The organism is Brevundimonas vancanneytii (assembly GCF_901421975.1).
GTDB classification, from domain to species: Bacteria; Pseudomonadota; Alphaproteobacteria; order Caulobacterales; family Caulobacteraceae; genus Brevundimonas; species Brevundimonas diminuta.
Genome location: NZ_LR588407.1, coordinates 2846115 through 2866938, shown reverse-complemented (window position 1 = coordinate 2866938; position 20824 = coordinate 2846115). Strand labels below are relative to the sequence as shown.

General features: G+C 67.8%; 19 protein-coding genes, 1 tRNA gene and 1 pseudogene. 12 read left to right on the top strand and 9 right to left on the bottom strand.

The features are described from left to right. Nucleotides 1-21 precede the first annotated feature (21 nt). The 6 genes from FGL25_RS14200 to FGL25_RS14175 all read left to right on the top strand — a co-directional run bounded on the left by FGL25_RS14200 (nt 22) and on the right by FGL25_RS14175 (nt 3570). On the top strand, nt 22-1236 hold the full coding sequence (locus tag FGL25_RS14200; RefSeq protein WP_138142057.1) for a DNA recombination protein RmuC: 1215 nt from the start codon (nt 22-24) through the stop codon (nt 1234-1236). Between the two features lie 80 nt (nt 1237-1316). Further along, complete coding sequence (locus FGL25_RS14195; protein WP_050796584.1) at nt 1317-1760, top strand: hypothetical protein; 444 nt, start codon at nt 1317-1319, stop codon at nt 1758-1760. Between the two features lie 10 nt (nt 1761-1770). Continuing rightward, entirely contained in the window at nt 1771-2214 is a 444-nt protein-coding gene (locus FGL25_RS14190) for a hypothetical protein (RefSeq protein WP_076224419.1), read from the top strand. Next, complete coding sequence (locus tag FGL25_RS14185; protein ID WP_003164157.1) at nt 2211-2408, top strand: helix-turn-helix transcriptional regulator; 198 nt, start codon at nt 2211-2213, stop codon at nt 2406-2408. Before FGL25_RS14190 ends, FGL25_RS14185 begins: the two co-directional genes overlap by 4 nt. 36 nt (nt 2409-2444) lie before the next feature. After that, entirely contained in the window at nt 2445-3398 is a 954-nt protein-coding gene (locus FGL25_RS14180; RefSeq protein WP_252970203.1) for a TraB/GumN family protein, read from the top strand. Nucleotides 3399-3495: 97 nt separating this feature from the next. Further along, a tRNA-Gly gene (locus FGL25_RS14175) sits at nt 3496-3570 on the top strand. 68 nt (nt 3571-3638) lie between these two features. On the opposite strand, the gene FGL25_RS14170 is transcribed toward FGL25_RS14175, so the two are convergent. From FGL25_RS14170 to FGL25_RS14160, 3 genes are all read right to left on the bottom strand, one after another. Next, nucleotides 3639-6050, bottom strand: a complete 2412-nt coding sequence (locus FGL25_RS14170) for a TonB-dependent receptor (protein WP_138142056.1) — start codon at nt 6048-6050, stop codon at nt 3639-3641. After that, nucleotides 6047-7048, bottom strand: coding sequence for a FecR family protein (locus FGL25_RS14165; RefSeq protein ID WP_138142055.1), 1002 nt, complete (start codon nt 7046-7048; stop codon nt 6047-6049). The genes FGL25_RS14170 and FGL25_RS14165 overlap by 4 nt, the downstream gene beginning before the upstream one ends. A 91-nt stretch (nt 7049-7139) precedes the next feature. After that, the gene (locus FGL25_RS14160) at nt 7140-7673 is read right to left on the bottom strand and encodes an RNA polymerase sigma factor (RefSeq protein ID WP_252970202.1); all 534 of its coding nucleotides are present in this window, start codon (nt 7671-7673) and stop codon (nt 7140-7142) included. 201 nt (nt 7674-7874) lie between these two features. On the opposite strand from FGL25_RS14160, the gene FGL25_RS14155 reads away from it, so the two are divergent. Then, complete coding sequence (locus tag FGL25_RS14155; protein WP_128719393.1) at nt 7875-8663, top strand: DUF3313 family protein; 789 nt, start codon at nt 7875-7877, stop codon at nt 8661-8663. Between the two features lie 224 nt (nt 8664-8887). Then, nucleotides 8888-9274 (top strand): DoxX family protein, encoded by a 387-nt coding sequence (locus FGL25_RS14150; RefSeq protein ID WP_138142054.1) that lies wholly within the window; start codon nt 8888-8890, stop codon nt 9272-9274. Between the two features lie 201 nt (nt 9275-9475). Here the strand turns inward: FGL25_RS14150 and FGL25_RS14145 are convergent, their stop codons facing one another. After that, a complete protein-coding gene (locus FGL25_RS14145) occupies nt 9476-12268 on the bottom strand; it encodes a M14 family metallopeptidase (RefSeq protein WP_252970201.1) in 2793 nt (930 codons plus the stop codon). Between the two features lie 398 nt (nt 12269-12666). Here FGL25_RS14145 and FGL25_RS14140 point away from each other — a divergent pair. Both FGL25_RS14140 and FGL25_RS14135 read left to right on the top strand, forming a co-directional pair. Further along, nucleotides 12667-13936, top strand: a pseudogene (locus FGL25_RS14140) (dicarboxylate/amino acid:cation symporter). A gap of 394 nt (nt 13937-14330) precedes the next feature. After that, on the top strand, nt 14331-14900 hold the full coding sequence (locus FGL25_RS14135; protein ID WP_003164052.1) for a helix-turn-helix transcriptional regulator: 570 nt from the start codon (nt 14331-14333) through the stop codon (nt 14898-14900). A gap of 10 nt (nt 14901-14910) precedes the next feature. Here the strand turns inward: FGL25_RS14135 and FGL25_RS14130 are convergent, their stop codons facing one another. Then, nucleotides 14911-15162, bottom strand: coding sequence for a hypothetical protein (locus FGL25_RS14130; RefSeq protein ID WP_138142052.1), 252 nt, complete (start codon nt 15160-15162; stop codon nt 14911-14913). A 174-nt stretch (nt 15163-15336) separates the two neighbouring features. After that, entirely contained in the window at nt 15337-15933 is a 597-nt protein-coding gene (locus tag FGL25_RS14125; RefSeq protein WP_223850918.1) for a hypothetical protein, read from the bottom strand. Between the two features lie 83 nt (nt 15934-16016). On the opposite strand from FGL25_RS14125, the gene FGL25_RS14120 reads away from it, so the two are divergent. Further along, entirely contained in the window at nt 16017-17219 is a 1203-nt protein-coding gene (locus FGL25_RS14120) for a threonine ammonia-lyase (RefSeq protein WP_138142051.1), read from the top strand. Continuing rightward, nucleotides 17200-17742 (top strand): FKBP-type peptidyl-prolyl cis-trans isomerase, encoded by a 543-nt coding sequence (locus FGL25_RS14115; RefSeq protein ID WP_088410988.1) that lies wholly within the window; start codon nt 17200-17202, stop codon nt 17740-17742. Before FGL25_RS14120 ends, FGL25_RS14115 begins: the two co-directional genes overlap by 20 nt. A gap of 82 nt (nt 17743-17824) precedes the next feature. Here the strand turns inward: FGL25_RS14115 and queG are convergent, their stop codons facing one another. The 3 genes from queG to FGL25_RS14100 all read right to left on the bottom strand — a co-directional run bounded on the left by queG (nt 17825) and on the right by FGL25_RS14100 (nt 20757). Next, nucleotides 17825-19000 carry a tRNA epoxyqueuosine(34) reductase QueG gene (gene queG, locus FGL25_RS14110; protein WP_138142050.1) on the bottom strand — a complete coding sequence of 392 codons (1176 nt, stop codon included), beginning with the start codon at nt 18998-19000 and terminating at the stop codon, nt 17825-17827. A 25-nt stretch (nt 19001-19025) separates the two neighbouring features. After that, the gene (gene fzlA, locus FGL25_RS14105; RefSeq protein ID WP_138142049.1) at nt 19026-19712 is read right to left on the bottom strand and encodes an FtsZ-binding protein FzlA; all 687 of its coding nucleotides are present in this window, start codon (nt 19710-19712) and stop codon (nt 19026-19028) included. A gap of 64 nt (nt 19713-19776) precedes the next feature. Continuing rightward, on the bottom strand, nt 19777-20757 hold the full coding sequence (locus FGL25_RS14100; protein ID WP_046654459.1) for a cation diffusion facilitator family transporter: 981 nt from the start codon (nt 20755-20757) through the stop codon (nt 19777-19779). Nucleotides 20758-20824 lie beyond the last annotated feature (67 nt).

Genomic DNA, 20824 nt, shown 5'->3' with positions numbered 1-20824 from the left:
GACTCCCGCTAGGAACGGAGCATGAACATGCTGGAACTCGTCCTCTTGGCCTTTGTCGCGGTCGCCACGGCGGGCTTCCTGTGGGCCTATATGGGCTGGCAGAAGACGCGCGGCGCGCTGGACGCCGCCGATGCGCGGCTGGCGCTGATGGAGGAGAGCCGGGACTCCATGGCCGAGTTCCTCAAGGCGCAGGCGTCGCAGTCGGCCGAGGCGGTGGCGACCAAGCTGGTCGCCCGCGCCACCGAGACCTTTCAGGCCCAGGACCGCGTCGCGCGTGAGCGGATGGAGGCCCAGCTCAAGCCCGTGTCCGAAACCCTGGCCAAGTTTCAGCAGCACGTCACGGCGCTGGAAAAGGCGCGCGCCGACGAGACCGGCGGTCTGAAGGAGCAGCTCAACCTGCTGATGGCCGCCTCGACCGCCACCCGCGACGAGGCGCGGCGTCTGACCGAGGCGCTGAAGGGCAACACCGGCCGTCGCGGCCGCTGGGGCGAACAGACCTGCCGCAACGTGCTGGAGGCGGCGGGCATGGCCGGCCGCTTCGACTTCGAAGAGCAGAACTCCTCGGCCACCGATGAAGGCCGCCAGCAGCGCCCGGACTTCATCGTGAAGTTGCCCGGCGGCGGCATGTTCGTCATCGACGCCAAGGTGTCGCTGGCCTTCGCCGACGAGGCCGACGGCGATGAAGAGGCCCAGGCCCGCGCCATGTCCCTGCGCACTGCGGCCAGCATGAAGACCCACGTGCGCCAGCTGTCGTCCAAGGCCTATCAGGACCAGTTCAAGCCCAGCCCCGACTTCGTCGCCATGTTCGTGCCGGGCGACGCCTTCCTGGCCGCCGCGCTGGATCATGAGCCGGACCTGATGACCACGGCCATGGCCTCGCGCGTGGTCATCGTCACGCCCACCACCCTGTTCGCCCTGTGCAAGGCGGTCGCCTACGGCTGGCGCGCCGAGGAGCAGGCCCGCAACGCCGAGGACGTCGCCAAGCTGGGCAAGGAGCTCTACAAGCGGCTGTCGGTCATGGGCGGCCACGCCGCCTCGGTCGGCAAGGCGCTGGACGCGGCGGTTTCCCGCTACAACCAGTTCGTCGGCTCGCTGGAAAGCCAGGTCATGGTTTCGGCCCGCCGCTTCGAGGATCTGAAGGTCGATCACGAGGGCAAGGAGCTGCCCGAACTGAACGCCGTCGAACAATCGCCCCGCGCCCTCAGCCGCCCGGAGCTGCTGAACGCGCCGGAGTGACGACTGAGTGTGACAAACACGCTTGACGTTTTGTGCTGAGGGTGACAAACAAACTTGTCTGTTTGTCCTCGAGAGCGTCCATGTCGTCCAAATCGTTCAAGCCGCTCGGAGTGCGAGGCGCTCTTTTGGTGTTCGTCGTGTCTCTCGCGCTGGGAGTGCTCGGCGGCGTCCTCGGCGTTGTTCTGTCAGACCAGCCGGGCGTGGCCGGTTTTGCCATGACCGCTGCCATGCTGGCCCTGGTCATGGCCGGGACTTTGCTGATCTGCATCTGGTGGTGGCGTCATCTCGATGAGGCGGCGCGCGAAGCCCATAAGTGGTCCTGGTTCTGGGGCGGCATGGGGGGCATGGCCGTCGGGGCCGTGCTGCTGCTGGTCTTGTCTCTGCGCCGGGACGAAATTCTTTTACCGCGGTGGGTGGGCGAGACCCCGCCTGACCTGTTGTTGAGCGGCATGATGGCCATTCTACTGTTCCAGGTCGCCGGCTACAGCCTGGCTTGGGCCTGGTGGTGGCTGGGCCGTCGTTGAGGAGAATGCCGTGAGCGACAGCGCTTTCCTGGGCGACAAGCCCTTGGCCCGAACCGGTGTGTTGTTCCTGCTGAAGATGGCGGCGGGCGTCGTCTGGCTCGCCGGCGCCGCCTGGGGCGGCGCCTACCTGTCGACGGGCGGCGACGCGCTGCCTTTGAAGGCGCTGGCCGCAGCCGCCGTGGTTCTGCCTGTCTTCGTCTGGATCGCCGTGCTTCGCCGACAGGCGGCGATCGATGAGCTGGAAGAGCGTTTGGCCCTGATGGCGCAGGCTCAGGGCGGCTGGTGGGCCCTGGCCTACGGCTCGACCCTGTTCGTCATCTCGAGCCTGATGGGCGATGGAGTCAGCCCTGTCATGCTGGCGACCCTGCCTGCGGGCGGTTTTCTGTTCGGCGAGGCGATGGCCCAGGTGGCGCGTTTCAACCTGTCGCGTCCCGGCCAGGAGAGACGTGCATGAAGAACCGCCTCAAGGTGCTGCGCGCCGAGCGCGACTGGAGCCAGGCGCACCTGGCCGACGAACTGGGCGTGTCGCGTCAGACGGTGAACGCGCTCGAGACCGGCCGCTACGACCCCTCCCTGCCGCTGGCGTTCAAGATCGCCCGGCTGTTCCAGATGCCGATCGAATCCATCTTCATCGACGAAGAAGGCTGACGGCTGTTTCTCTTTTGCGACCCTAGGAGCCTGACCATGATCCGCCGACTCTGGAGCCGCGCCGCCGCCTCCGTCTCCGCCGCCGCCCTGACCGCCGTCCTGCTGGCGCCCACGACGCCCGCCTTCGCCCAGGCCGCGCCCGCCGCCGCCGATCCGGCCGCCGTGACCGTCGCCCCGGCCGGGTCCGGTCCGCGCCTGTGGGTGGTCAAGGATGCGGACTCCACCCTCTATCTGTTCGGCACCGTCCATGTGCTGAAGCCCGAGACGCCCTGGGGCAGCGCCAAGCTGGACCGCGCCTTCGCCGCCGCCGACGAATACTGGTTCGAGATCGCCGATTTGAACGACGTCGCGGGCGCCGTGCCGATCATCCAGTCCAAGGGCGTCTCGCCCGACCGTCCCCTGTCCAGCCTGCTGACCGCCGGGGAACAGGCCGACCTCGACGCCGCCGCCCGCTCCATCGGCGCGACGGCCGCCCAGTTGGACCCGCTGCGCCCGTGGTTCGCGGCCCTTCAACTGGCCATGGCCAGCATCACCAAGGCCGGCTATCTGCCGCAGAACGGCGGGGACCAGGTGCTGCACGCCCGCGCCGCCGCGACCGGCAAGCCGATCAAGGGCCTCGAAACCATGCCCCAGCAGATCGGCTTCATCGCCGACATGTCGGAAGAGGCGCAGCTGGCCATGCTGCGCTCGGGCCTGAAGGAGTTCGATCAGGCGCCGGAGTTCCTGGGCCGCATGGTCGGCGCCTGGTCGACCGGCGACGTGGACGGTCTGGACGTCTTGATCGGCCAGGAGATGAAGGCGGAATCGCCGGAGATGTACGAGGTCATGCTGACGCGCCGCAACGCCGACTGGACCAATCAGATCGTGACCCTGCTGGAAGGCTCGGGCACGGCCTTCATCTCGGTCGGGGCCGGCCACCTGGCGGGGGCCGACAGCGTTCAGGCCATGTTGGCCAAGCGCGGCGTCACGGTCGAGGAAGTCCGCGACTGATCCGTCTCGGCCTCTGTCAAAAAAACCAAAGGCCCGGTTCGCCGGGCCTTTTCTTTTGCCCCGCGCCCTATATCTTCGCGCTCCGCCTCGGCGCGGCGCGGGTATAGTTCAGAGGTAGAACGTCAGCTTCCCAAGCTGAATGTCGCGAGTTCGATTCTCGCTACCCGCTCCAATCATTTCAATGATTTATGGGCAGCCGGCCAAGTCGCCGCAGGCGACAGGGTGCGGCATGCCCCGCCGTCAGAAGCTGCGCGTCAGCGACAGGGCGAAGCTGCGCGGTCTTTGGGGCGTGGCGACGGACTCTCGGCCGACGAGGAAAGGGTTGCCGTAGCCGAAGGTGTCGCCCGAGCCGTTGAACAGATTGTCTATGCGGAGGGTGGCGTCCCAGGCGCCCATGGCGACGCTCGCGGCCACTTCGGACGTCACATAGTCTCCCATCTGGGTGGTGGCGACGGGGGACAATTGCTGGCTGGACGGGCCGACATAGCCGACCGAACCGCTGATCCATCCGGGCAGGCCGCCCAGCGACACCTCGCGGCGGGCGCTGGCTGCGCCCAGAACCCTGGGCACGCCCGGCAGATGGCCGCCTTCTTCTAGGGGGTAGTTCTTGTCCGCGGTCTCCAGGCGGGCGTCATTGGCCATGAAGTTGAAGTCCAACCGCCACGGGCCGTCGCGCCAGACGCCCTCGACTTCTATGCCGGTGCTGCCTCCGGAGCCGATATTGGCGGTGAAGGGAAGGCCGTCCGGAGAGACGCGGTCGGATTGAATCTCCTCCCATCGGGTCCGGAAGGCGGCGGCGCGGAGCATGAGGCGGTTGTCGAAGCCCCGCCAGCGCACGCCCGCCTCCAGGCTATAGAGCCTGTCCGGGGCGAATTCGCGAAAGGGCGGGGCCCCGGAGCCCGGCTGGCCGTACGGTTTGTCGATCAGCGCGCCGCCGTTGAAGCCGCCGACGCGATAGCCCTGGCTTTGCTGCACATAGGCGAGCAGGCTGTCGCTCACATCATACTCAAGCACGCTTTTCAGCGCGAAGTCTGCATCCTCATGCTGTCCCTCGAACTTGTCCTCGGACACGCGGCTCTGCTGATAGGTGTGGGAGAGGATCGCGACGACGAAGTAGCGTCCGCCGACGGTGAGCTTGACGCGATCAAGCGGGTTCCAGGCCGCTTCGCCGAACAGGGCGGCTTCCCAGGTCTTGTCCTGCTTGATGGCCCGAAACAGTTGCTGGTCAGGCTCGAGATCGCGCAGTTCGCCAGCCCGGTCATGTTCGTACTGCGAAGCGTAGACGCCGGCGATGCCTTCGAAGGGGCCTCCTGGATGGGTGGCGACGGACATCTCCAGCGCGATCGCCTCGATGCTGTCCGCCTCGTCATAGATCAGCGGCCCGTCGCTTGCGCCCAGTGACGCGGCGGCCTTGGTCGCATCGTAGCGACGGCCGAGGTTGTGCGCCTGAAAGGCGTTGGTGATCTTCACCCGCCCCCAGCTCAAATCTCCCGTGACAGCCAGCGCCATGCCGCTGAAGTTGTTGTTGCTCGGCTCGCGTTTCGACAGGGCGCGTTCGTAGGCTCCTTGGGATTCGAAGGCGTACTGGCTGTCGTTGATCCTGATGTCCTGCCGCACCCAGCCGAGCCGCGCCTGCCACTGGGGATCAATGCGCCACAGAAACGTCATGCGCGTTCCCGAGCGCACGGTGCGGCCGGTGTCGATCAGGTCCAGATTCGTGTCGTCGATGACGCCGCCGAACCTTTCCTGATAGATGACGGTGCGCATGGCCAGGCGGTCGCGGATCAACGGCGCGTTGAAGATCACATCCGTCGAATTGCCGGAGATGGAGCCTTCGGTGAAGCTGACCCCTGCGGAGGCCTTGCCGCTGTAGGCGTCCAGTTCGGGCGCTCGGCTCACCAGCTTCAGCACCCCTCCCATGGCGCCGGCCCCATAGAGCGAAGCCTGGGGGCCGCGCAGGAGCTCGACGCGTTCCAGGTCGACCAGGCGCAGGTCCGGATCGGGCGCGTCGTAGGTCAGGCGGGTTTCGTCGAGGTACAGCCCCACCATCGCCTGCGTCTGGCCGGTCAGGGGGCTGTCGGCCAGTCCCCGCACGAACAGTTTGTTGCGGCCGGAGCCCAGGTTGGTGACGGTGAGCCCCGCCAGGCGAGTGGCGAGGGCGGCGGTGTCCTGTCGCGCCGCGGCGTCAAAGACGTCTCCGTCCAGCGCGGACAGGGCGTAGGGGGCGTCGGCCAGCGCCAGATCGCGTTTCGTGGCGGTGACGATGACGTCATCGACGGCGAAAGGGACGTGCTCGACCGGCGGCGCTTCGGGGGCCGTCCTCGGGGAGGACGCAGGGCGCGGTTGGGGGCGCGGCGTGATGATGTAGGTTCGATCGTCGATGCGCCGGAAGGCGCAGGCGCTCCCCTCCGTCATCAGGCGCAAGGCCGATTGGACGTCATGAGAGCCGCGGACGGCGCGCGAACGGCCGCAGGCGGCGGCGGCTCCGGCGTTGATCGAGACCCGGGCCTGAACGCCGAGTTGCAGGACGGCCGCCGTCATCGGCTGGGCGGGGATGGACAGGCGATGTCGCTCCCCGGCCTGCGCCGTCTGGCCGCCCAGCGAGAACGCAATGCCGAACAGGATGAACCCGCGTCGCCCTCTGCAGATCATCGAGCGGCTTCGCGTGACCTGAGCTGGACGGCTCCATCCGCGCGGGATGCGGAGATGGGAAGAAAGGCCTCGAGACGACGCAAGGTCGAGGCCTGGTCGTCGAGAATTAGGGTGCCTGTGAAGCGGATATCGGCGGCGTCGCCGACGGCGCGTACGGGCGTCGGATAGGCGCGGCTGAGGTCGGCGGCGACGTCCGACAGGGGGCGGTTGTCGTAAACCAGCCGCCCGGCGCGCCAGCCGGCGGTCTCGGTCGAGCCTTGCGTCACCTCGAGGGCGTGGCTGCCGTCCACCAGGGTGACGGCCTGTCCCATAGTCAGGCGGACGTTGTGGGCGGGGTCCGCCAGTTCGGAGACCTGCACGACGCCTCTGGAGACGTTGACGGTCGTGGAGCGCCCGTCGCGACGAACGTCGAAGGCCGTGCCCAAGACCTCGATCCGGCTCTCGCCGACCGTCACGCGGAAGGGGCGCTGGGCGTCGTGCGCCACGTCGAAGGCGGCTTCGGCCGACTTCATTTCGATCAACCGCTCCTTGCGGGACAGGCGGACCGAAAGTTCCGAGCCGCCGTTCATGGCGATGGACGAGCCGTCGCGGAGGGTGATCGTCTTCTGTTCGCCGGGCGCGGTGACATAGGTGGAGGGCCGATCGCTCAACAGGGGCAGAAGCAGAAGGCCTGCGGCCAGGGCGGCGGCCAGGCCTCCGCCGGCCCACCGCCAGCGTCGATTGGGCGAGCCTTTGCGGGGCGCGAGGGCGGATATCGTCGGCGCTGTCGCGGCGGCGGCCTGCGTCAAGGCGGCGTCCAGCGCGCCGCGATCATCGTCCAGGGCCGCCCATAGCTGCTCGGCTTCGGTCAGGGCGTGAGGATGATCGGGCGAGACCGCCAGCCAGGCTTCAAGGTCCAGGTAGTCCGCCTCGGACATGTCGCCGCCGCCCAGCCGGACGGCCCAGGCCGAGGCCTGGTCGATAACGCTCTGGGAAAAGGGCGAGGTGTGGCGTGTCATGCGGCTTCAGCCCGTAGGACGAGGGGGCGTCCAGAGAAAGAGACGCCGCGGAGCGCGACGACCCACAATGAATAGCGGTGAAATCTTGATTTCATGGCCATCCGACCCGTTTCAACAGGTGGGCCAGGGCCGTGCTCAGGTACTTTTCGACCGAGCTGCGCGAGACGCCCATGCGTGCGGCGACCTCTGCGTGGGTCAGGCCTTCGATCCGGTGCAGACGAAGGGCGATGCGGACATTGGGGGCGAGCTCCTCGACGGCCGCCGCGACCCGATCGAACTTCAACCGCGCCCAGGCCGCATCCTCGGGAGAGGGGGAATCGGCGACCGATACGCCGTCAGAGCTTAGGCTCGACGCATCGGACCAGGCCTGATCCCTGGCCGAGGCGCGCTGTCGTCGCCGAACGCCGTCCAACATCAGATTGCCGCCGATCCGGTATAGGAAGGCGGCGGGATTGGCGATTTCGCGCGCAGAGGTTTCCGGCAGGGCCTGAAGTCTAACGTAGATGTCCTGCACGATGTCTTCCGCACGATCAGGGCATCCGGTCCTCGTCGCAAAGAAGCGGACGAGCGCGGGGCGACGTTCCAAGTAAACGGCCAGAAGTTCGGCTTTCGCGTTCGACGTCACGTGTGAATAGACCCCTCGATGTCAGACGTCGCCATATCCAGAAGCGGCCTTCTCCAATGCGCTGGCGTTTTTCGCAATGCGTCAAGTTGGAGTCCGGAAGAATATTTTGAATTCGATTGAGGGGGAGGCGGGGCGGCGGCGTCTCAGGTGGAGCGCCGGCATCAGGGCGCTGTGAGCCAAGACGACGACCGGAGACACCTCATGAACAGAGCGCTCATGATCGCCCCCATTCTCGCAACGGCGGGCCTTGCCGCCTGCAGCACCAAGCCGGCGCCGAACTCCGGCTTTCTCAGCAGCTACGCCGACATGCAGAAGCGCGGCGGCATAAACGAGGGCGCCTCGATTCAGCAGCGGCGCGACGACGCCGCATCCGACAGCGTTGATAGCGTCTTCTTGGAAAAGGCGGTTTTCGCTCCCCGCGTCGGCGAAGGTCTGACGGAGACGGAGCGTTCGATGGTGCTGCGCGAGGTGGATCGTCAGATCTGTTTCGAAGTCAGCGAGCGTTTTGCGGTGGTGACGACGCCGACGTCGAAGACCGCGACGGTCCGCACGGCCATCGTGCGGTTTGAAGCGACCGGCCGCGTGGGGTCCGTCGTCAGCGCCGCCAGCGGCTTCGTCGTGCCTGTCGTCACTCTGCGCGTGCCGGGTTCGACCGGCGGACTGGCTGTGGAATCGGAGCTGCTGGAGCCGGGCGGCGGACGCCAGATCGCCGCCATCTCCTGGGCGCGCACCGCCCAGGTGGTGGGCATGGACACGCCTTCGCTTTCGCGCGTCGGCGACGCCTTGCAGATGGCCGAGCCGATGGGAGACGCGGTGAGAGAAGCCTTCGCCACCAAGGCCCGCAAGGAGATCAAGATTCCCTCACCGGACCCCTGCGCCGCCTACGGTCCGCGCCGGGACATCGGCCGCATGGCCGCGAGCATGGCTGTGGATTCCGTGACGGGGCTCTATTTCCCCGAAGCGGCCGGAACCGGGCCGAAGAAGGACTGATTGACCATGCGTTCTCGTTCTTGGGGCGGCATGCAGCGTGTCCTGCGGATCATGCAGACCTGGCTGGCCATGTTCTACATCCACCTGCTGGGGGTGCATCGCCCAGACGCCGGGCGTCGGCACGCGATGGCTTTCGCGCGCCGCCGCCGCCTTACAGGCCGGACCGCGGGGCTGAACCGACCCGCCGGGCCTTTTCTGTCAACTTCCGCCGATTGAGATCGATCATGCTTCCCCGTTCCTGGGTCGCAGGGGCGCGCCGTCCTGGGCCGACATCCCCCGCAGCGCGGCGTTCACGCCTGTACGCGCACCTGTTCCTGTGGGTCATGCAAAGCTGGCTGGCCATGTTCTACATCGGGGCCGGATACGCCAAGCTCACTCAGAAGCATGACTTGCTGGCCCTGATGATGACGTGGCCGGCTCAGGTCGATACGGAACTGCTGCGTGTGATCGGCGGGATCGAGACGGCGCTCGCCCTGTTCATCGTGGCGCCGCTGATGTCCTGGTCGCTGTTCCGTTCGTCATGCTGGTCGGCGCTACCGGCCTTCTGGCGGTCGCCGGCGGCATGGTCGTCTTTCACACGCTCAACGGCGACATCTTCCTGGCGGCCGTGAACTGCGTGCTCCTGCTGATGTCCTTGATCATTCTTCTCGGTCGGTGGGAGTGGCGCGACCATGCCCAGCTTCGGAACGCGACCTCATGACGACCGCCCCCAGTGCGTCGGCGAATCCGGACGCGTTCACTCTCCACGACTGGGCCGCGAAAAAGGCCGCCCGGTTGATCGCCGGGCGGCCTGTCCTGTTCGGTCGGTCTGATTAGCGGGCCGCGTCGCGCGATGCAGCCGGGCCGTAGAACAGGGCGTTGAACAGCAGGCGGCTGGAGGCGCGGGCCTGGGCGCGGTTGACCACGTCGGGGCCCAGGACGATGACCCGGCCCTGACCGTGCTCCAGATCCAGCACGGCGTCGGCGCCCGCTAGCTTGTCCGAGCCGATGGCCCAGCCGCTGGAGACGGCGACCTGCTGCGGATAGCGCACCAGGGACGCGCCGTCGCCCGCGTGGCGGAAGCCCGCATTGCGGTTGAAGAAGACGTCCATCTGACGCGGCGCGCCGAAGGTCAGGGGGCGGCTGTTGTCGACCTCGGTCTTCATCACCGCGCCGGGGATGAAGAAGTCGGTCGAGGCCAGAGGCTTGCCGTCGGCGCCCGTCAGCACGTCCTGCACCGGCGCGCCCATGGCGGCGGCCAGGCGGTGGGCCGAGCCGATGGTGACGACGCTGCCGCCTGCCCGCGCGAAGGCGTCCAGCTGGGGCACGGTCTTCTCGGCGGTGATGTGGCCCAGCCAGCTGCGGTATTCGGCGGGGATGCTGTCCGGCGCCGGTTGCGGGCGCTGGGCTGCGGCGGACAGGTTGGCCGGGATCATGTCCGAGGCGAACAGCAGGACGTCGAAATCCTTGTTCAGGTCGCCCGCGTCGAGGCGCTGCGGATAGACGACCTCGAACGGATACTCGAACTGTTCGAGCATCCATTTGGTCCAGCCCGAGGCCATCGAGCCGCCGTAGCGATCGACCAGGCCGATGCGGACCGGCTTCAGCGTGATCCGCTCGCCGCCGGGCGCGCGGGCGACGGCGTGGGCGTTCAGGCCCAGGTCGCGCACGGCCGCCTCGACGATCGGGCGGGCCTTGTCGTCGGCCGGAATCCACAGGGCGCCGGGCGCTAGGGTCGCCCGGCCCGCGCGGGTCTCGCCTTCCTGCCAGTAGACCGGCACGCCCGCCGCCAGCAGGCGATTGGTCAGCAGGTAGCCGTTGATCGGCGCATGATCGATCAGCCAGCCGGCGCGGCCATTGCCCTCGATCTTGCCGGGGGGCGGGGCCATGACGTCGGCGACGCGCTCGGTCGGCGCCTCGAAGCCGTCGAGGATGCGGTCGAACTGGACCCCCATCTGCAGCGCCAGGGTGTAGCCGGTGGCGTCATAGGGCAGGGCGGGCGGGCCGCCCGGATATTGCAGGTCGTGGGGGTGGTCCTGCGGCTCGAACATGTCCAGCACATGCGGGCGATAGGCCTGGGCCGTCTTCACCACATAGGAGCCGGCCGGATAGGTCTTGCCGTCCACGGTGAAGGCGCGCGTCGCCCGCTCGACGTCCACCCCGGTCTTGATCAGGCTGTTCAGGAAGGCGACGGCGGTGGGCAGGTCGGCCTGATCCGCCGGGATGACATAGCCGCGCGGGTCGCGACGGGCCGGGTCGCGCATGATGCGCTCATACAGGGCCGGATCGACGCCGCGCCGGGCGTCGACCTGCGTTCCGGCCGCCGCGTTCAGGGCGTCCACCGCCGAGGGGGTGAGGCGCCAGGTGTCGGTATTGCCCTTGTCGATGGCGTTCTGACCCATGCGCCAGATGTTGAACAGCGTCCGGTCCTTGTTGCGCGAGGCGTAGTTCAGCACGGCGCGGTTGATCGACTGCGAATAGTCGATCGACTGGGCGAAACGCCAGGTCTGCGGCGCGACCGGCATGGGCAGGTCGTTGCGCGGCAGCTGGTTCTGCGGGATCAGGCTGATCTGGCTGGGCGTCGGGTGGCCGGTGATCTCGGTCAGCAGGCCGACGGCGTTGTGGAAATAGGTGACGGAGCGCTCCATCCCGTTGTTCCACGTCGAGTAGTTGGCCCCGCTGCGCATGGTCGAGCCGGGCTTGCCCTCTTCGATCAAACGGCTGTGCATGGCGGCCCCGACCTCGGACAGGGTGCTCATGACCAGCGGGTCGTAGTTGTAGTTGAAGGGGTCGCGGAAGGGCGGCATGAAGACCACGGTCCCCGCCGGCGCCGTCTGGTGGTGGTTGTAGATGATCTGCGGGAACCACTCGCGGAAGAACTGCCGGTTGACGTTGGTCGTCTCGGCCATGGCCGACAGGTAATAGTCGCGGTTGTTATCGTGGCCGACGTACTTCTGGTACAGCACCGGGATGCTGTCGTACTCGCGCTTCAGCGGGTCTTCGTTGCGCATATACCAGGTGGAGACCAGCTCCCACCCGTCCGGGTTCAGCGGCGCGAACAGGATGACCACATCGTCCAGGATGCGCTTGGCCTCGGCGTCCTCGGCCGTCAGCCATTCATAGAGGGCGGCGATCAGGGCCTGGGGCGGCACCGTCTCGGTGGAGTGCAGGCCGCCGTCGATCCAGACCACGGCCTTGCCCTCGGCGGCCAGGGCGCGGGCCTCCTCCTCGCTGACGCCCTCGGCCTTGGCCAGGCGGCGCGCGATCTCCTGATAGCGGTCGATATTGGCCAGGTTCTGCGGCGAGGAGACGACCGAGAGGTATTGCGTCCGCCCTTCCGACGACCGGCCGATCTCCAGCAGCTTCATCCGGTCCGACTGCCCGGCCAGGGTGTGCAGATAGCGCTCGAACTGGGTGTAGGTGATCAGGCGATAATCCGCGCCGACCTCATGGCCGAACGCTTCCATCGGCGTGGTCAGGGCGCGGGCGGGCGCAGCGGCCGCCGCGGCCGGGGCGGGAGAGATGAAGGCCGCCGCCTCCAGCGCCAGGGCGCTGGTCGACGAGAGGGCCAGAACAGCCAGTCCGGCGGCCAACCGGCGTGCAGAACCAAGGATGGGGCGGGACATGCGGACTCCTGATGCGTTCACTCGATAGCCTTCTGCGAGGCTTGAGCGCAGCTTGGCGTCTTCCTGGCGTGAACGCAATTTGCATCGATCCGGTCGTCGGCGTCTCAGGCGAGTAATTTTCCTGCGCTGTCTCGGACAATTCGGGAGAGATCGCCCCTTTCCGGAATATGTTTCAGACATGAACGAATTTTCGGACTTCAGGCCGGAAAATATTCGTTTCTAGGCCGAAATTCGGCGGCCGATCCATGTCTCCCCCGCCTGGGCCTCGAGGAGTTCGTTGGAGCTCAGAGGATTTTCGTTTATTCGCTGCCTCTTCCTTCTGGGCGGGTGGGGATCCTCCATCGGTTTGTAACTGCGGTCCGGCGACGTCGGGCCTGCAAAGCTGGACGACTTTTTGTATGAAACGCTTGTTCGCCTATTTCATCGTCGGAGCCATGATATTGGGGGTTCTCACAGGGTGGGGCCTCAATCATTTCCTGACGGCGGATCAGGCCTCGGCCGCAGCGTCGAACCTGAATCTGATCACCGACGTCTTCCTGCGCTTGATCAAGATGATCATCGCGCCGCTGGTGTTCACGACTCTGGTGGCGGGCATCGCGCACATGGAGGACGCCGCTTCGGTGGGGCGGATCGGCGTCAAGACCATGACCTGGTTCATCGGCGCCTCGATCGTGTCGCTGGTGCTGGGTCTGGTGATGGTTCAACTGCTGCAGCCGGGCGCGAACATGCATCTGCCTGAAGCCCGTGGCGGCCAGCGCGCCGGCGGCTTCGACGGACGCCTTCTCGCTGCATGGCTTCATCACCCATCTGGTGCCGACCTCGATCTTCGACGCCATGGCCAAGAACGAGATCCTGCAGATCGTCGTCTTCTCGGTCTTCGTCGGCACGGCGGTCGCGGCGCTGGACGACAAGGCTCCGGCGGTGCTGCACCTGGTCGAACAGGCCGCCTCCATCATGCTGAAGGTGACCGAGTTCGTGATGAAGCTGGCGCCCTTCGCCATCTTCGCCGCCCTGGCCTCGACCATCGCCACCCAGGGTCTCGAGATGCTGGGCACCTACGCCAAGTTCGTGCTGGGCTTCTACGGCTCCATGGGCGTGCTGTGGGGCCTGTTGTTCCTGGCAGGCGCCGTGGTGCTGGGCAAGCGGGTGATCCCGCTGTTCCGCGAGATCCGCACCCCGACCCTGCTGGCCTTCTCGACGGCCAGCTCGGAAGCGGCCTATCCGCGCATCCTGGAGGCCCTGCCCAAGGTCGGCGTGCGCCGTCGCATCGTCAGCTTCGTCCTGCCGCTGGGCTATTCGTTCAACCTGGACGGGTCGATGCTCTACTGCACCTTCGGCACCATGTTCATCATGCAGGCTCACGGCGTGCAGCTGAGCTTGTCGCAACAGATCTTCATGCTGCTGCTGCTGATGGTGACGTCCAAGGGCATCGCCGGCATTCCGCGCGCCTCCCTGGTGGTGATCATGGCCACCCTGACCTATTTCGGCCTGCCCGAGGCGTGGATCGCCATCGTCCTGGGCGTCGACCACCTGCTGGACATGGGCCGCTCGGCCACCAACGTCGTCGGCAACTCCGTCGCCGCCGCGGTGGTCGCCAAGTGGGAAGGCGAACTGGACGACATGCCTGTGGACGGGGCTGACGGGGCGGAGCGCCCGGCGACAGCCTGACGGTCATTCAGACGATCAAGCGAGAGCGGCGGCCCTGCGAAGGGCCGCCGTTTTCAATTGCGCTTCGGGCGATGCGCTGCGGTCGCCTGCAGTGAGCGGTCAGATGGGTCGCGAATCTGTCAATTGCAGCGACGCTTTGCCTTGAAATGTGAAATTCAAGACTCAAAAAGCAATAAGCGTGCGTCTTCTGTGGATATGCGTTAAGGTATCGTTAGTGCTTAGGCGTTGCTTAGGTTGAAGAGGCCGCCGGTTTCGAGCGAGGCCGTGCGCCAGTCCTGGAGCGTTGGCGTTGGAACAAGCTGTGTGGGAGGCCGGTCGGGCAGGACGCCGGGCCGCAGAGGGGGCGTGGTTCGCCCCGGACAGACGATCGAACCCGGATCGCCGTCGACGGCCATTGACGGCGGCCGCCGACGATGTCGAAGGGCAGTGCAATCGCGCCCTGGCCGCCTGGATCGATCACGAGATGCGCGCGCGCCTGCTGGTCACGCGGATGCTGGAGGTGGTGTGGCTGAATGAGGCCGCGCGCGCGCTCCAGGAAGACGGCGACCTGTTCGGGGTCGAAGGGGGGCGGCTGTCCCTGCGGTCGCGCGCCCTGCCGCGTCTGATGGCGCAGGCGCGATCAGATGAAACGCGGTGTCTGGCGACGCCGGGCTCTGACGGACGGACCTGGGTGATCTGGGCGCGCGAGGTGGCGTCGGCCCCGACCTGCCTGATCGGCCTGACCCTGCAGTGCGTCGGCGGCGAAACGCGCTTTCAGGCCCTGATCGAGACCCACCTCTTGTCGCCGTCCGAAGGGCGGATCGTGGAGATGTTGCTGGCGGGGAACGAGACCGGCCGCATCGCCCAGATCATGGACGTCTCGCTGGAGACGGTCCGGTCCCACCTCAAGCGCGCCTATCAGAAGATGGGCGTGCGCAGCCGCGGCGAACTGTTCGCCCAGGCCCTGGCTTTCGTGGTCCCTTGAGCGAAGGCGTTTAGGGCGCGCTCGGCGTCGTCAGCGGCGCGGGCGTCGCCGCCGGGGCTTCGACGGCCTTGTCGATCAACAGGGGCCCCATGGCGAAGGCGGCCACGGCGGCGCCGGCCGACAGGGCCAGCACGGCCACCACCCCATAGGCGATCAGCGAGCGCGACCGGCGACGGCGAAACCCGCCCGGCCGTACGTTTCGCACCAGCACATAGGGGCGGTTGGTGAAGGCTTCGGAGCCGATGATGTTGTGCTGGGACAAAGAAGACGCTCCCGACTTTTCCTTGAACGGAACGCCTCAGAGAGCGGCTTCTTGGGGCCAAAGGATGGCGAACGCCGGTCAAACGACGACGGCCGCGCAGAGGCGCGGCCGTCGAAAAACTGCTCAGCTAACGGCCTAGTTTACGGCCCAGCTAACGGCTCAGCTGGAAGAGGCTCAGCCCCCCAGGGTGACGTTGACGGCGCGGCCGCCGCGCGTCTGCACCCGGCGCATCAGCACCATGACGCTGTCGCCGGCCTTGACCGGGGCGATCAGGAACCAGCTTCCGTCCGGCAGGCCGGAGAAGCGGAAGCCGCCGTCGGCGCAGGGCTCGGCCCGTTCATAGGAGCGATAGTCGGCGCCCTGCTCGCCGGCCGATCGGGCGCGCACCACGGCGGCCGGGACGGCGGCGCGATCGGCGGCGCCGTACAGGCGGTCGATGCGGGCGCGGGTGTAGCGGGTGTCGGGGATCAGGCCGACGTTGCCGGCGCACTGAAAGACGCGACCGTCCTGAGCGAAGGCCACGCGGCCCTCGATCGAGGCCTGCCCCGCGCGGGTCGACCAGGCGAAATCGTCGGCGTTGAAGACGGCGGGGCCGACAGCGCTGCCCCCCATCGGGGTCGTGGCGCAGGCGGAAAGGGCCAGACCGCCGATCACGAGGGCGGCCAGCCCCTTGAGGCGGGCGGGCGAGCGCGAGAAGGTGGTCATGGTGGCGGCTCCCGGTTTCAGTTCAGGCGTCGGCCCGGCATGACCTTGCAGGGCAGGGCGAGTCAAGGTTGCTCGCCGTCGCGCCCTGTTCCAAAAGGGGGCCGTAGACCGGACGAAAGAGGCCGGCCGTAAACAAAATCAGGGAATTCATGACCGTCACCATCGACGACATCCGCGAGGCGCAAAAACGCATCGCCGGTCAGGTCGACCGCACGCCCGTCCGCTATTCGCGCCGCCTGTCGCAACTGACCGGCGCCGAGATCTGGATCAAGTTCGACAATCTGCACTTCACCGGCAGCTTCAAGGAGCGCGGCGCCCTGAACCGGCTGCTGCAGCTGACGCCGGACGAGAAAAAGCGCGGCGTCGTCGCCGCCTCGGCGGGCAACCACGCCCAGGCCCTGGCTTATCACGGCGGCCGTCTGGGCGTGCCCGTGACCATCGTCATGCCCGAGGGCACCCCCTTCGTGAAGGTGGACGGCACCCGCGCCCATGGCGCCAATGTGGTCATCCACGGCCTCGACTTCTCCGGTTCGACCGAGGAGGCCAAGCGCCTTCAGGCCGAGCACGGCTATGTCTTCGTCTCGGCCTTCGATGACGAGGGCATCGTCGCGGGGCAAGGCATCTGCGGCCTGGAGTTTCTGGAGGACGCGCCGGACCTGGACGCCCTGATCATCCCCATCGGCGGCGGCGGCCTGATCGCGGGCAGCGCCATCGCCGCCAAGGCGATGAAGCCGGAGATCAAGGTGTTCGGCGTCGAGGCCGCTCGCTATCCGTCCTTCACGGCGCGCCGTCGCGGCGAACCGGCCAAGTGCAGCGGACAAACGATCGCCGAGGGCATCGCCATCAAGGCCGTGGGGGAAATCCCCTTCGCCCTGGCCGACAGCCTGATCGACGAGGTCTTCGTCTGCGAGGAGGCCGACTTCGAAAAGGGCGTGGCCCTGCTGGCGACCTTGGAGAAGACGGTGGCCGAGGGCGCCGGGGCTGGCGGCCTGGCCGCCATCCTGGCCAACCCGGAACGCTTCAAAGGCATGAAGGTCGGCGTCGAGCTGACCGGCGGCAACATCGACGCCCGGATGCTGGCCGTGGTGCTGAACCGCGAAATGGTCCGCGAGAAGCGGCTGATCGTCTATCGCATCCTGGGCGACGACCGCCCCGGCATGCTGTCGGCCATGGCCGCCGTGATCGGCGGGCGGGGCGGCAACATCATCGACGTGGTGCACAACCGGCTGGCGCTGGACGTGCCCGCCAAGGGAGCCGAGTTCGACATCATGGTCGAGACCCGCGATTCCCGTCATGCCGAGGAAATCGGCGCCGCCTTGAAGGACCAGGGTTATGAACTTCGCATGGGCTAGGCGCCCTCTCGGCGCCGCCATGGCGGCGTCCGCTCTTCTGGCCCTCTCCGCTTGCGGTCGACCGTCCGGCGCGCCTGAAGACCTGGCCAAGAACGCGGCGGAATCCGCCGCCTTCATGAAGCAGAACGCCTCGGAAGAGGGCGTGCAGACCCTGCCGTCCGGCCTGCAGTACAAGGTCGTGGCCTCCGGTCCGGCGGGCGGCGTCAGCCCCGATCGCAACGACCTGGTCAGGGTCGACTATGAAGGCACGCTGACGGACGGCACGGTGTTCGACAGCTCGTTCAAGCGCGGCGCCCCGGCGGTCTTCTCGCCCGAGGGCGTGGTGCCCGGCTGGACCGAGGCCCTGCAGCTGATGAAGCCCGGCGACGAGTGGATTCTCTTCCTGCCGCCCGAGCTGGGCTACGGCGAGATGGGCGGCCCGCCGATGATCCCCGGCAATGCGGTGCTGGTGTTCCGTCTCAAGCTGCTGGACGTGGCTCCCGTGCCCGGCGGCGGCCGCGGCGTGGGCCAGGCGATGGGTTGATCTTCCTTCTCCCCTTGCGAGAGAAGGTGTCAGGCGGAGCCTGACGGATGAGGGGTTTCTCCGCGGGGGAAGCCCCTTTTTGCTAGGTCTGAGGGCGGCGAGACCCCTCATCCGACCCGCTGCGCGGGCCACCTTCTCCCGCAAGGGGAGAAGGACGCCATTCCTGCTTCACAGCTTCATCTGTCTCGCTTGCCCGCCGCGTCTCGCGCAGCCCGGCGAACCGCTCCGGGGATAGCTGCGACAACGCCCACACCGCCGCACCGCGCACCACGGGCGCCGGATCGTCCAGCAGCCGCTCGACCGCCCCGATCAACGTCGCCTCGCCCGAGTTCCCCGCCGCATAGAGCGCATTGCGAATGAAGCGATCGCGGCCGATCCGCTTGACCGGGCTCTTGGTGAACAGGGCGCGGAAGGCGGGGTCGTCCAGCGCCAGCAGGTCCGCCAGCGGCGGCGACTTCAGCGCATCGCGGGCCTGCAGCCGCGTCTCCGAGGCCTCTTGCGCGAACTTGTTCCACGGGCAGGCGGCCAGGCAGTCGTCGCAGCCGTAGATGCGGTTGCCCGTCGCGATGCGGAACTCGCGCGGCCAGGCGCCCGCATATTCGATGGTCAGGTAGGAGAGGCAGCGTCGGGCGTCGATCTGGAACGGCGCCGGAAAGGCCTGCGTCGGACAGGCGTCCAGACAGGCGGTGCAACGGCCGCAATGCTCGACCTCGGCCTCGTCCGCCTCGATCTCGGCGGCGGTCAGTATGGTCCCCAGGAACAGCCAGTTGCCGTGGGTGCGGCTGAGCAGATTGGTGTGCTTGCCCTGCCAGCCCAGGCCCGCCCGCTGGGCCAGCGGCTTCTCCATCAGGGGGGCGGTGTCGACAAAGACCTTGACCTCCTGGCCCAGCCGCGCGGCGATCTGGCCGGCCAGGATCTTCAGCCGGCCCTTGATGACCTCATGATAGTCGTCGCCGCGCGCATAGACGGAGATATAGCCCGCCGACGCCTCCTCCAGCTCGGGCCGGGGGTCTTCGTCGGGGCCGTAGTTCATGCCCAGGACGATGGCCGTCTTCGCCCCGTCCCACATGGCGGTGGGATGGGCGCGGCGCTCAAGCGTCGTCTCCATCCAGCCCATGTCGCCGTGACGGCCCGCGTCGACGAAATGGGCCAGCTTCTCGCCCGCGCTCCACGGATCGCTGGCCGAGGCGAAGCGGCACACGCCGAAGCCCAGTTCGGCGGCGCGCTGTCGGATGAAGATGCGGGGATCGGCCGCCATGAGGGCGCTTTAGCCCTGAGGGGCCTCAGAAGTCGAGGTCGGCGTACCAGGGCGCCGGGTGCACGCCGGGGAAGCGGTCGCCCAGCAGCGGCCGGAAACAGGGGCGCGACTTCAGCTTGGAGTACCACAGCTTCAGCGACGGCCAGGACGCCCAGGCGATCTCGCCGAAATAGTCCAGCACCGACAGATGGCCCGCCGCGATCAGGTCGGCCTGGCTGAGACGGCGTCCGGCCAGCCACTCGCGTCCCGCCGCCAGCGGCTCCAGCACCGTTAGATGGCTTTTCAGCGCTTCGCGGCCTTCACGCAGCATCCGCGCGTCGGGCGGGCCGAGCCGCAGCAGGGGCTTCTCCATCCGCTCATGCAGCAGGACGGCGTCCACTTCGTCGGAGAAGCGACGGCTGAACCAGGTCGCCAGACGGCGCGCCTCGGCCCGCTCGGCCGGATCGGCGGGTAGCAGGAAGTCGCCCTTGGAGCGGTCTTCCAGCCAGCCCAGGATGGCGTCCAGCTCGCACAGAGTCAGGGGCCGGTTCTTTTCCGTCGTCGTCAGCACCGGCGGCATGCCCGAAGGGTTCATCTCGAACAGGGGGCAGTCGTCCTCCCACGGGCGGACGGCTTCCTCGCTATAGTCGACCTTGGCCTCGCCCAGCGCCAGCCGCGCCGTGCGCGAAGCCGGGTGATAGGCGAAATGATAGAGGACGGCGGGCGTGGACATCGTCCGCCTTCATGCGCCCGCGCGCGTTAAGGCTCCGTTTACCGCGCGCGATTGTCGCAGGGGGTCAGGACCAGGGTCCGGCTTGCGGCGAGGGCGCTTCGGGCGAGGCGGCGTCCGACGTCTCCGGCCGCGTCGTCGCGAAGGCGCCGCCGTGCGGTTCGGCCGCGCCGCGCGGGTCGGCGTGGATCAGGATGTCGGCGTGGGGAAAGACCTTCAGCACCCGCTTCTCGGCATCCAGGATGATGTCGTGCGCAGCCTTCAGGCTGAGGTCGGGGTCCAGGTCGACGTGCATCTGCACCATCAGGGCCTGGCCCGCCATGCGGGTGCGCAACTGGTGGACGTTGGCGACGCGGTCGTCCTCGGTCACGGCGGCGACGATGGCGGCGCGCTCCTCGTCCGAGGCGGCCCGGTCCAGCAGGTGGCCGGCCGCGTCCTTCAGCAGGCTGACGGCGCCCCAGGCCAGCCAGACCGCGACCACCAGGCCCGCCGCCGCGTCCAGTCCCGGCGCCTGGAGGAAGGCGCCCGAGATCACTCCGACCAGCACCACCACATTGGCGGCCAGATCGGCGGCGTAGTGGGCGCGGTCGCCCGCCACGGCCAGGGAGCCGGTCTTCTTCATCGCCTGGGTCTGCATCCACACCAGACCCGCCGTGACGGCGATGGATAGGAGGACCACGCCCACGGCCCAGCCGCCCGAGGTGACAGGGCGGGGATCGAAGATGCGCTGCACCGCCTCCCAGCCGATGAAGACGCCCGAGGCCAGCACCATGCCCGCCTGCACCAGCGAAGCCAGACCTTCGGCCTTGCCGTGACCATAGCGGTGGTCGTCGTCGGGCGGGGCGGCGGCCCAGCGCACGGCGAAGAAGGTCGCCAGCGACGCCACCAGGTCCAACGCCGAATCCGCCAGGCTGGCCAGGATGGAGACCGAACCGGACGCCCCCAGGGCGAAGGCCTTCATGACGATCAGCAGGACCGCCGTCGCCACCGACAAGGTGGTGATCCGGCGCGTGGTCTCATGGGCGGCGTCGAGGGGAGAGGCGGTCATTTCCCTGCCCTTGTCGCCCAAAACAGCGCCCGCGCCAATGGCGGCGGCGGGGCTGGGACGCTAAGGA

What these genes read in the sequence shown, in the direction of transcription:
- FGL25_RS14200 (WP_138142057.1), top strand. Translation starts at nt 22, where the DNA reads ATGAACATGCTGGAACTCGTCCTCTTGGCCTTTGTCGCGGTCGCCACG.
- FGL25_RS14195 (WP_050796584.1), top strand. Translation starts at nt 1,317, where the DNA reads ATGTCGTCCAAATCGTTCAAGCCGCTCGGAGTGCGAGGCGCTCTTTTG.
- FGL25_RS14185 (WP_003164157.1), top strand. Translation starts at nt 2,211, where the DNA reads ATGAAGAACCGCCTCAAGGTGCTGCGCGCCGAGCGCGACTGGAGCCAG.
- FGL25_RS14180 (WP_252970203.1), top strand. Translation starts at nt 2,445, where the DNA reads ATGATCCGCCGACTCTGGAGCCGCGCCGCCGCCTCCGTCTCCGCCGCC.
- FGL25_RS14170 (WP_138142056.1), bottom strand. Translation starts at nt 6,050, where the DNA reads ATGATCTGCAGAGGGCGACGCGGGTTCATCCTGTTCGGCATTGCGTTC.
- FGL25_RS14165 (WP_138142055.1), bottom strand. Translation starts at nt 7,048, where the DNA reads ATGACACGCCACACCTCGCCCTTTTCCCAGAGCGTTATCGACCAGGCC.
- FGL25_RS14155 (WP_128719393.1), top strand. Translation starts at nt 7,875, where the DNA reads ATGAACAGAGCGCTCATGATCGCCCCCATTCTCGCAACGGCGGGCCTT.
- FGL25_RS14150 (WP_138142054.1), top strand. Translation starts at nt 8,888, where the DNA reads ATGCTTCCCCGTTCCTGGGTCGCAGGGGCGCGCCGTCCTGGGCCGACA.
- FGL25_RS14145 (WP_252970201.1), bottom strand. Translation starts at nt 12,268, where the DNA reads ATGTCCCGCCCCATCCTTGGTTCTGCACGCCGGTTGGCCGCCGGACTG.
- FGL25_RS14120 (WP_138142051.1), top strand. Translation starts at nt 16,017, where the DNA reads ATGACCGTCACCATCGACGACATCCGCGAGGCGCAAAAACGCATCGCC.
- FGL25_RS14115 (WP_088410988.1), top strand. Translation starts at nt 17,200, where the DNA reads ATGAACTTCGCATGGGCTAGGCGCCCTCTCGGCGCCGCCATGGCGGCG.
- queG (WP_138142050.1), bottom strand. Translation starts at nt 19,000, where the DNA reads ATGGCGGCCGATCCCCGCATCTTCATCCGACAGCGCGCCGCCGAACTG.
- fzlA (WP_138142049.1), bottom strand. Translation starts at nt 19,712, where the DNA reads ATGTCCACGCCCGCCGTCCTCTATCATTTCGCCTATCACCCGGCTTCG.
- FGL25_RS14100 (WP_046654459.1), bottom strand. Translation starts at nt 20,757, where the DNA reads ATGACCGCCTCTCCCCTCGACGCCGCCCATGAGACCACGCGCCGGATC.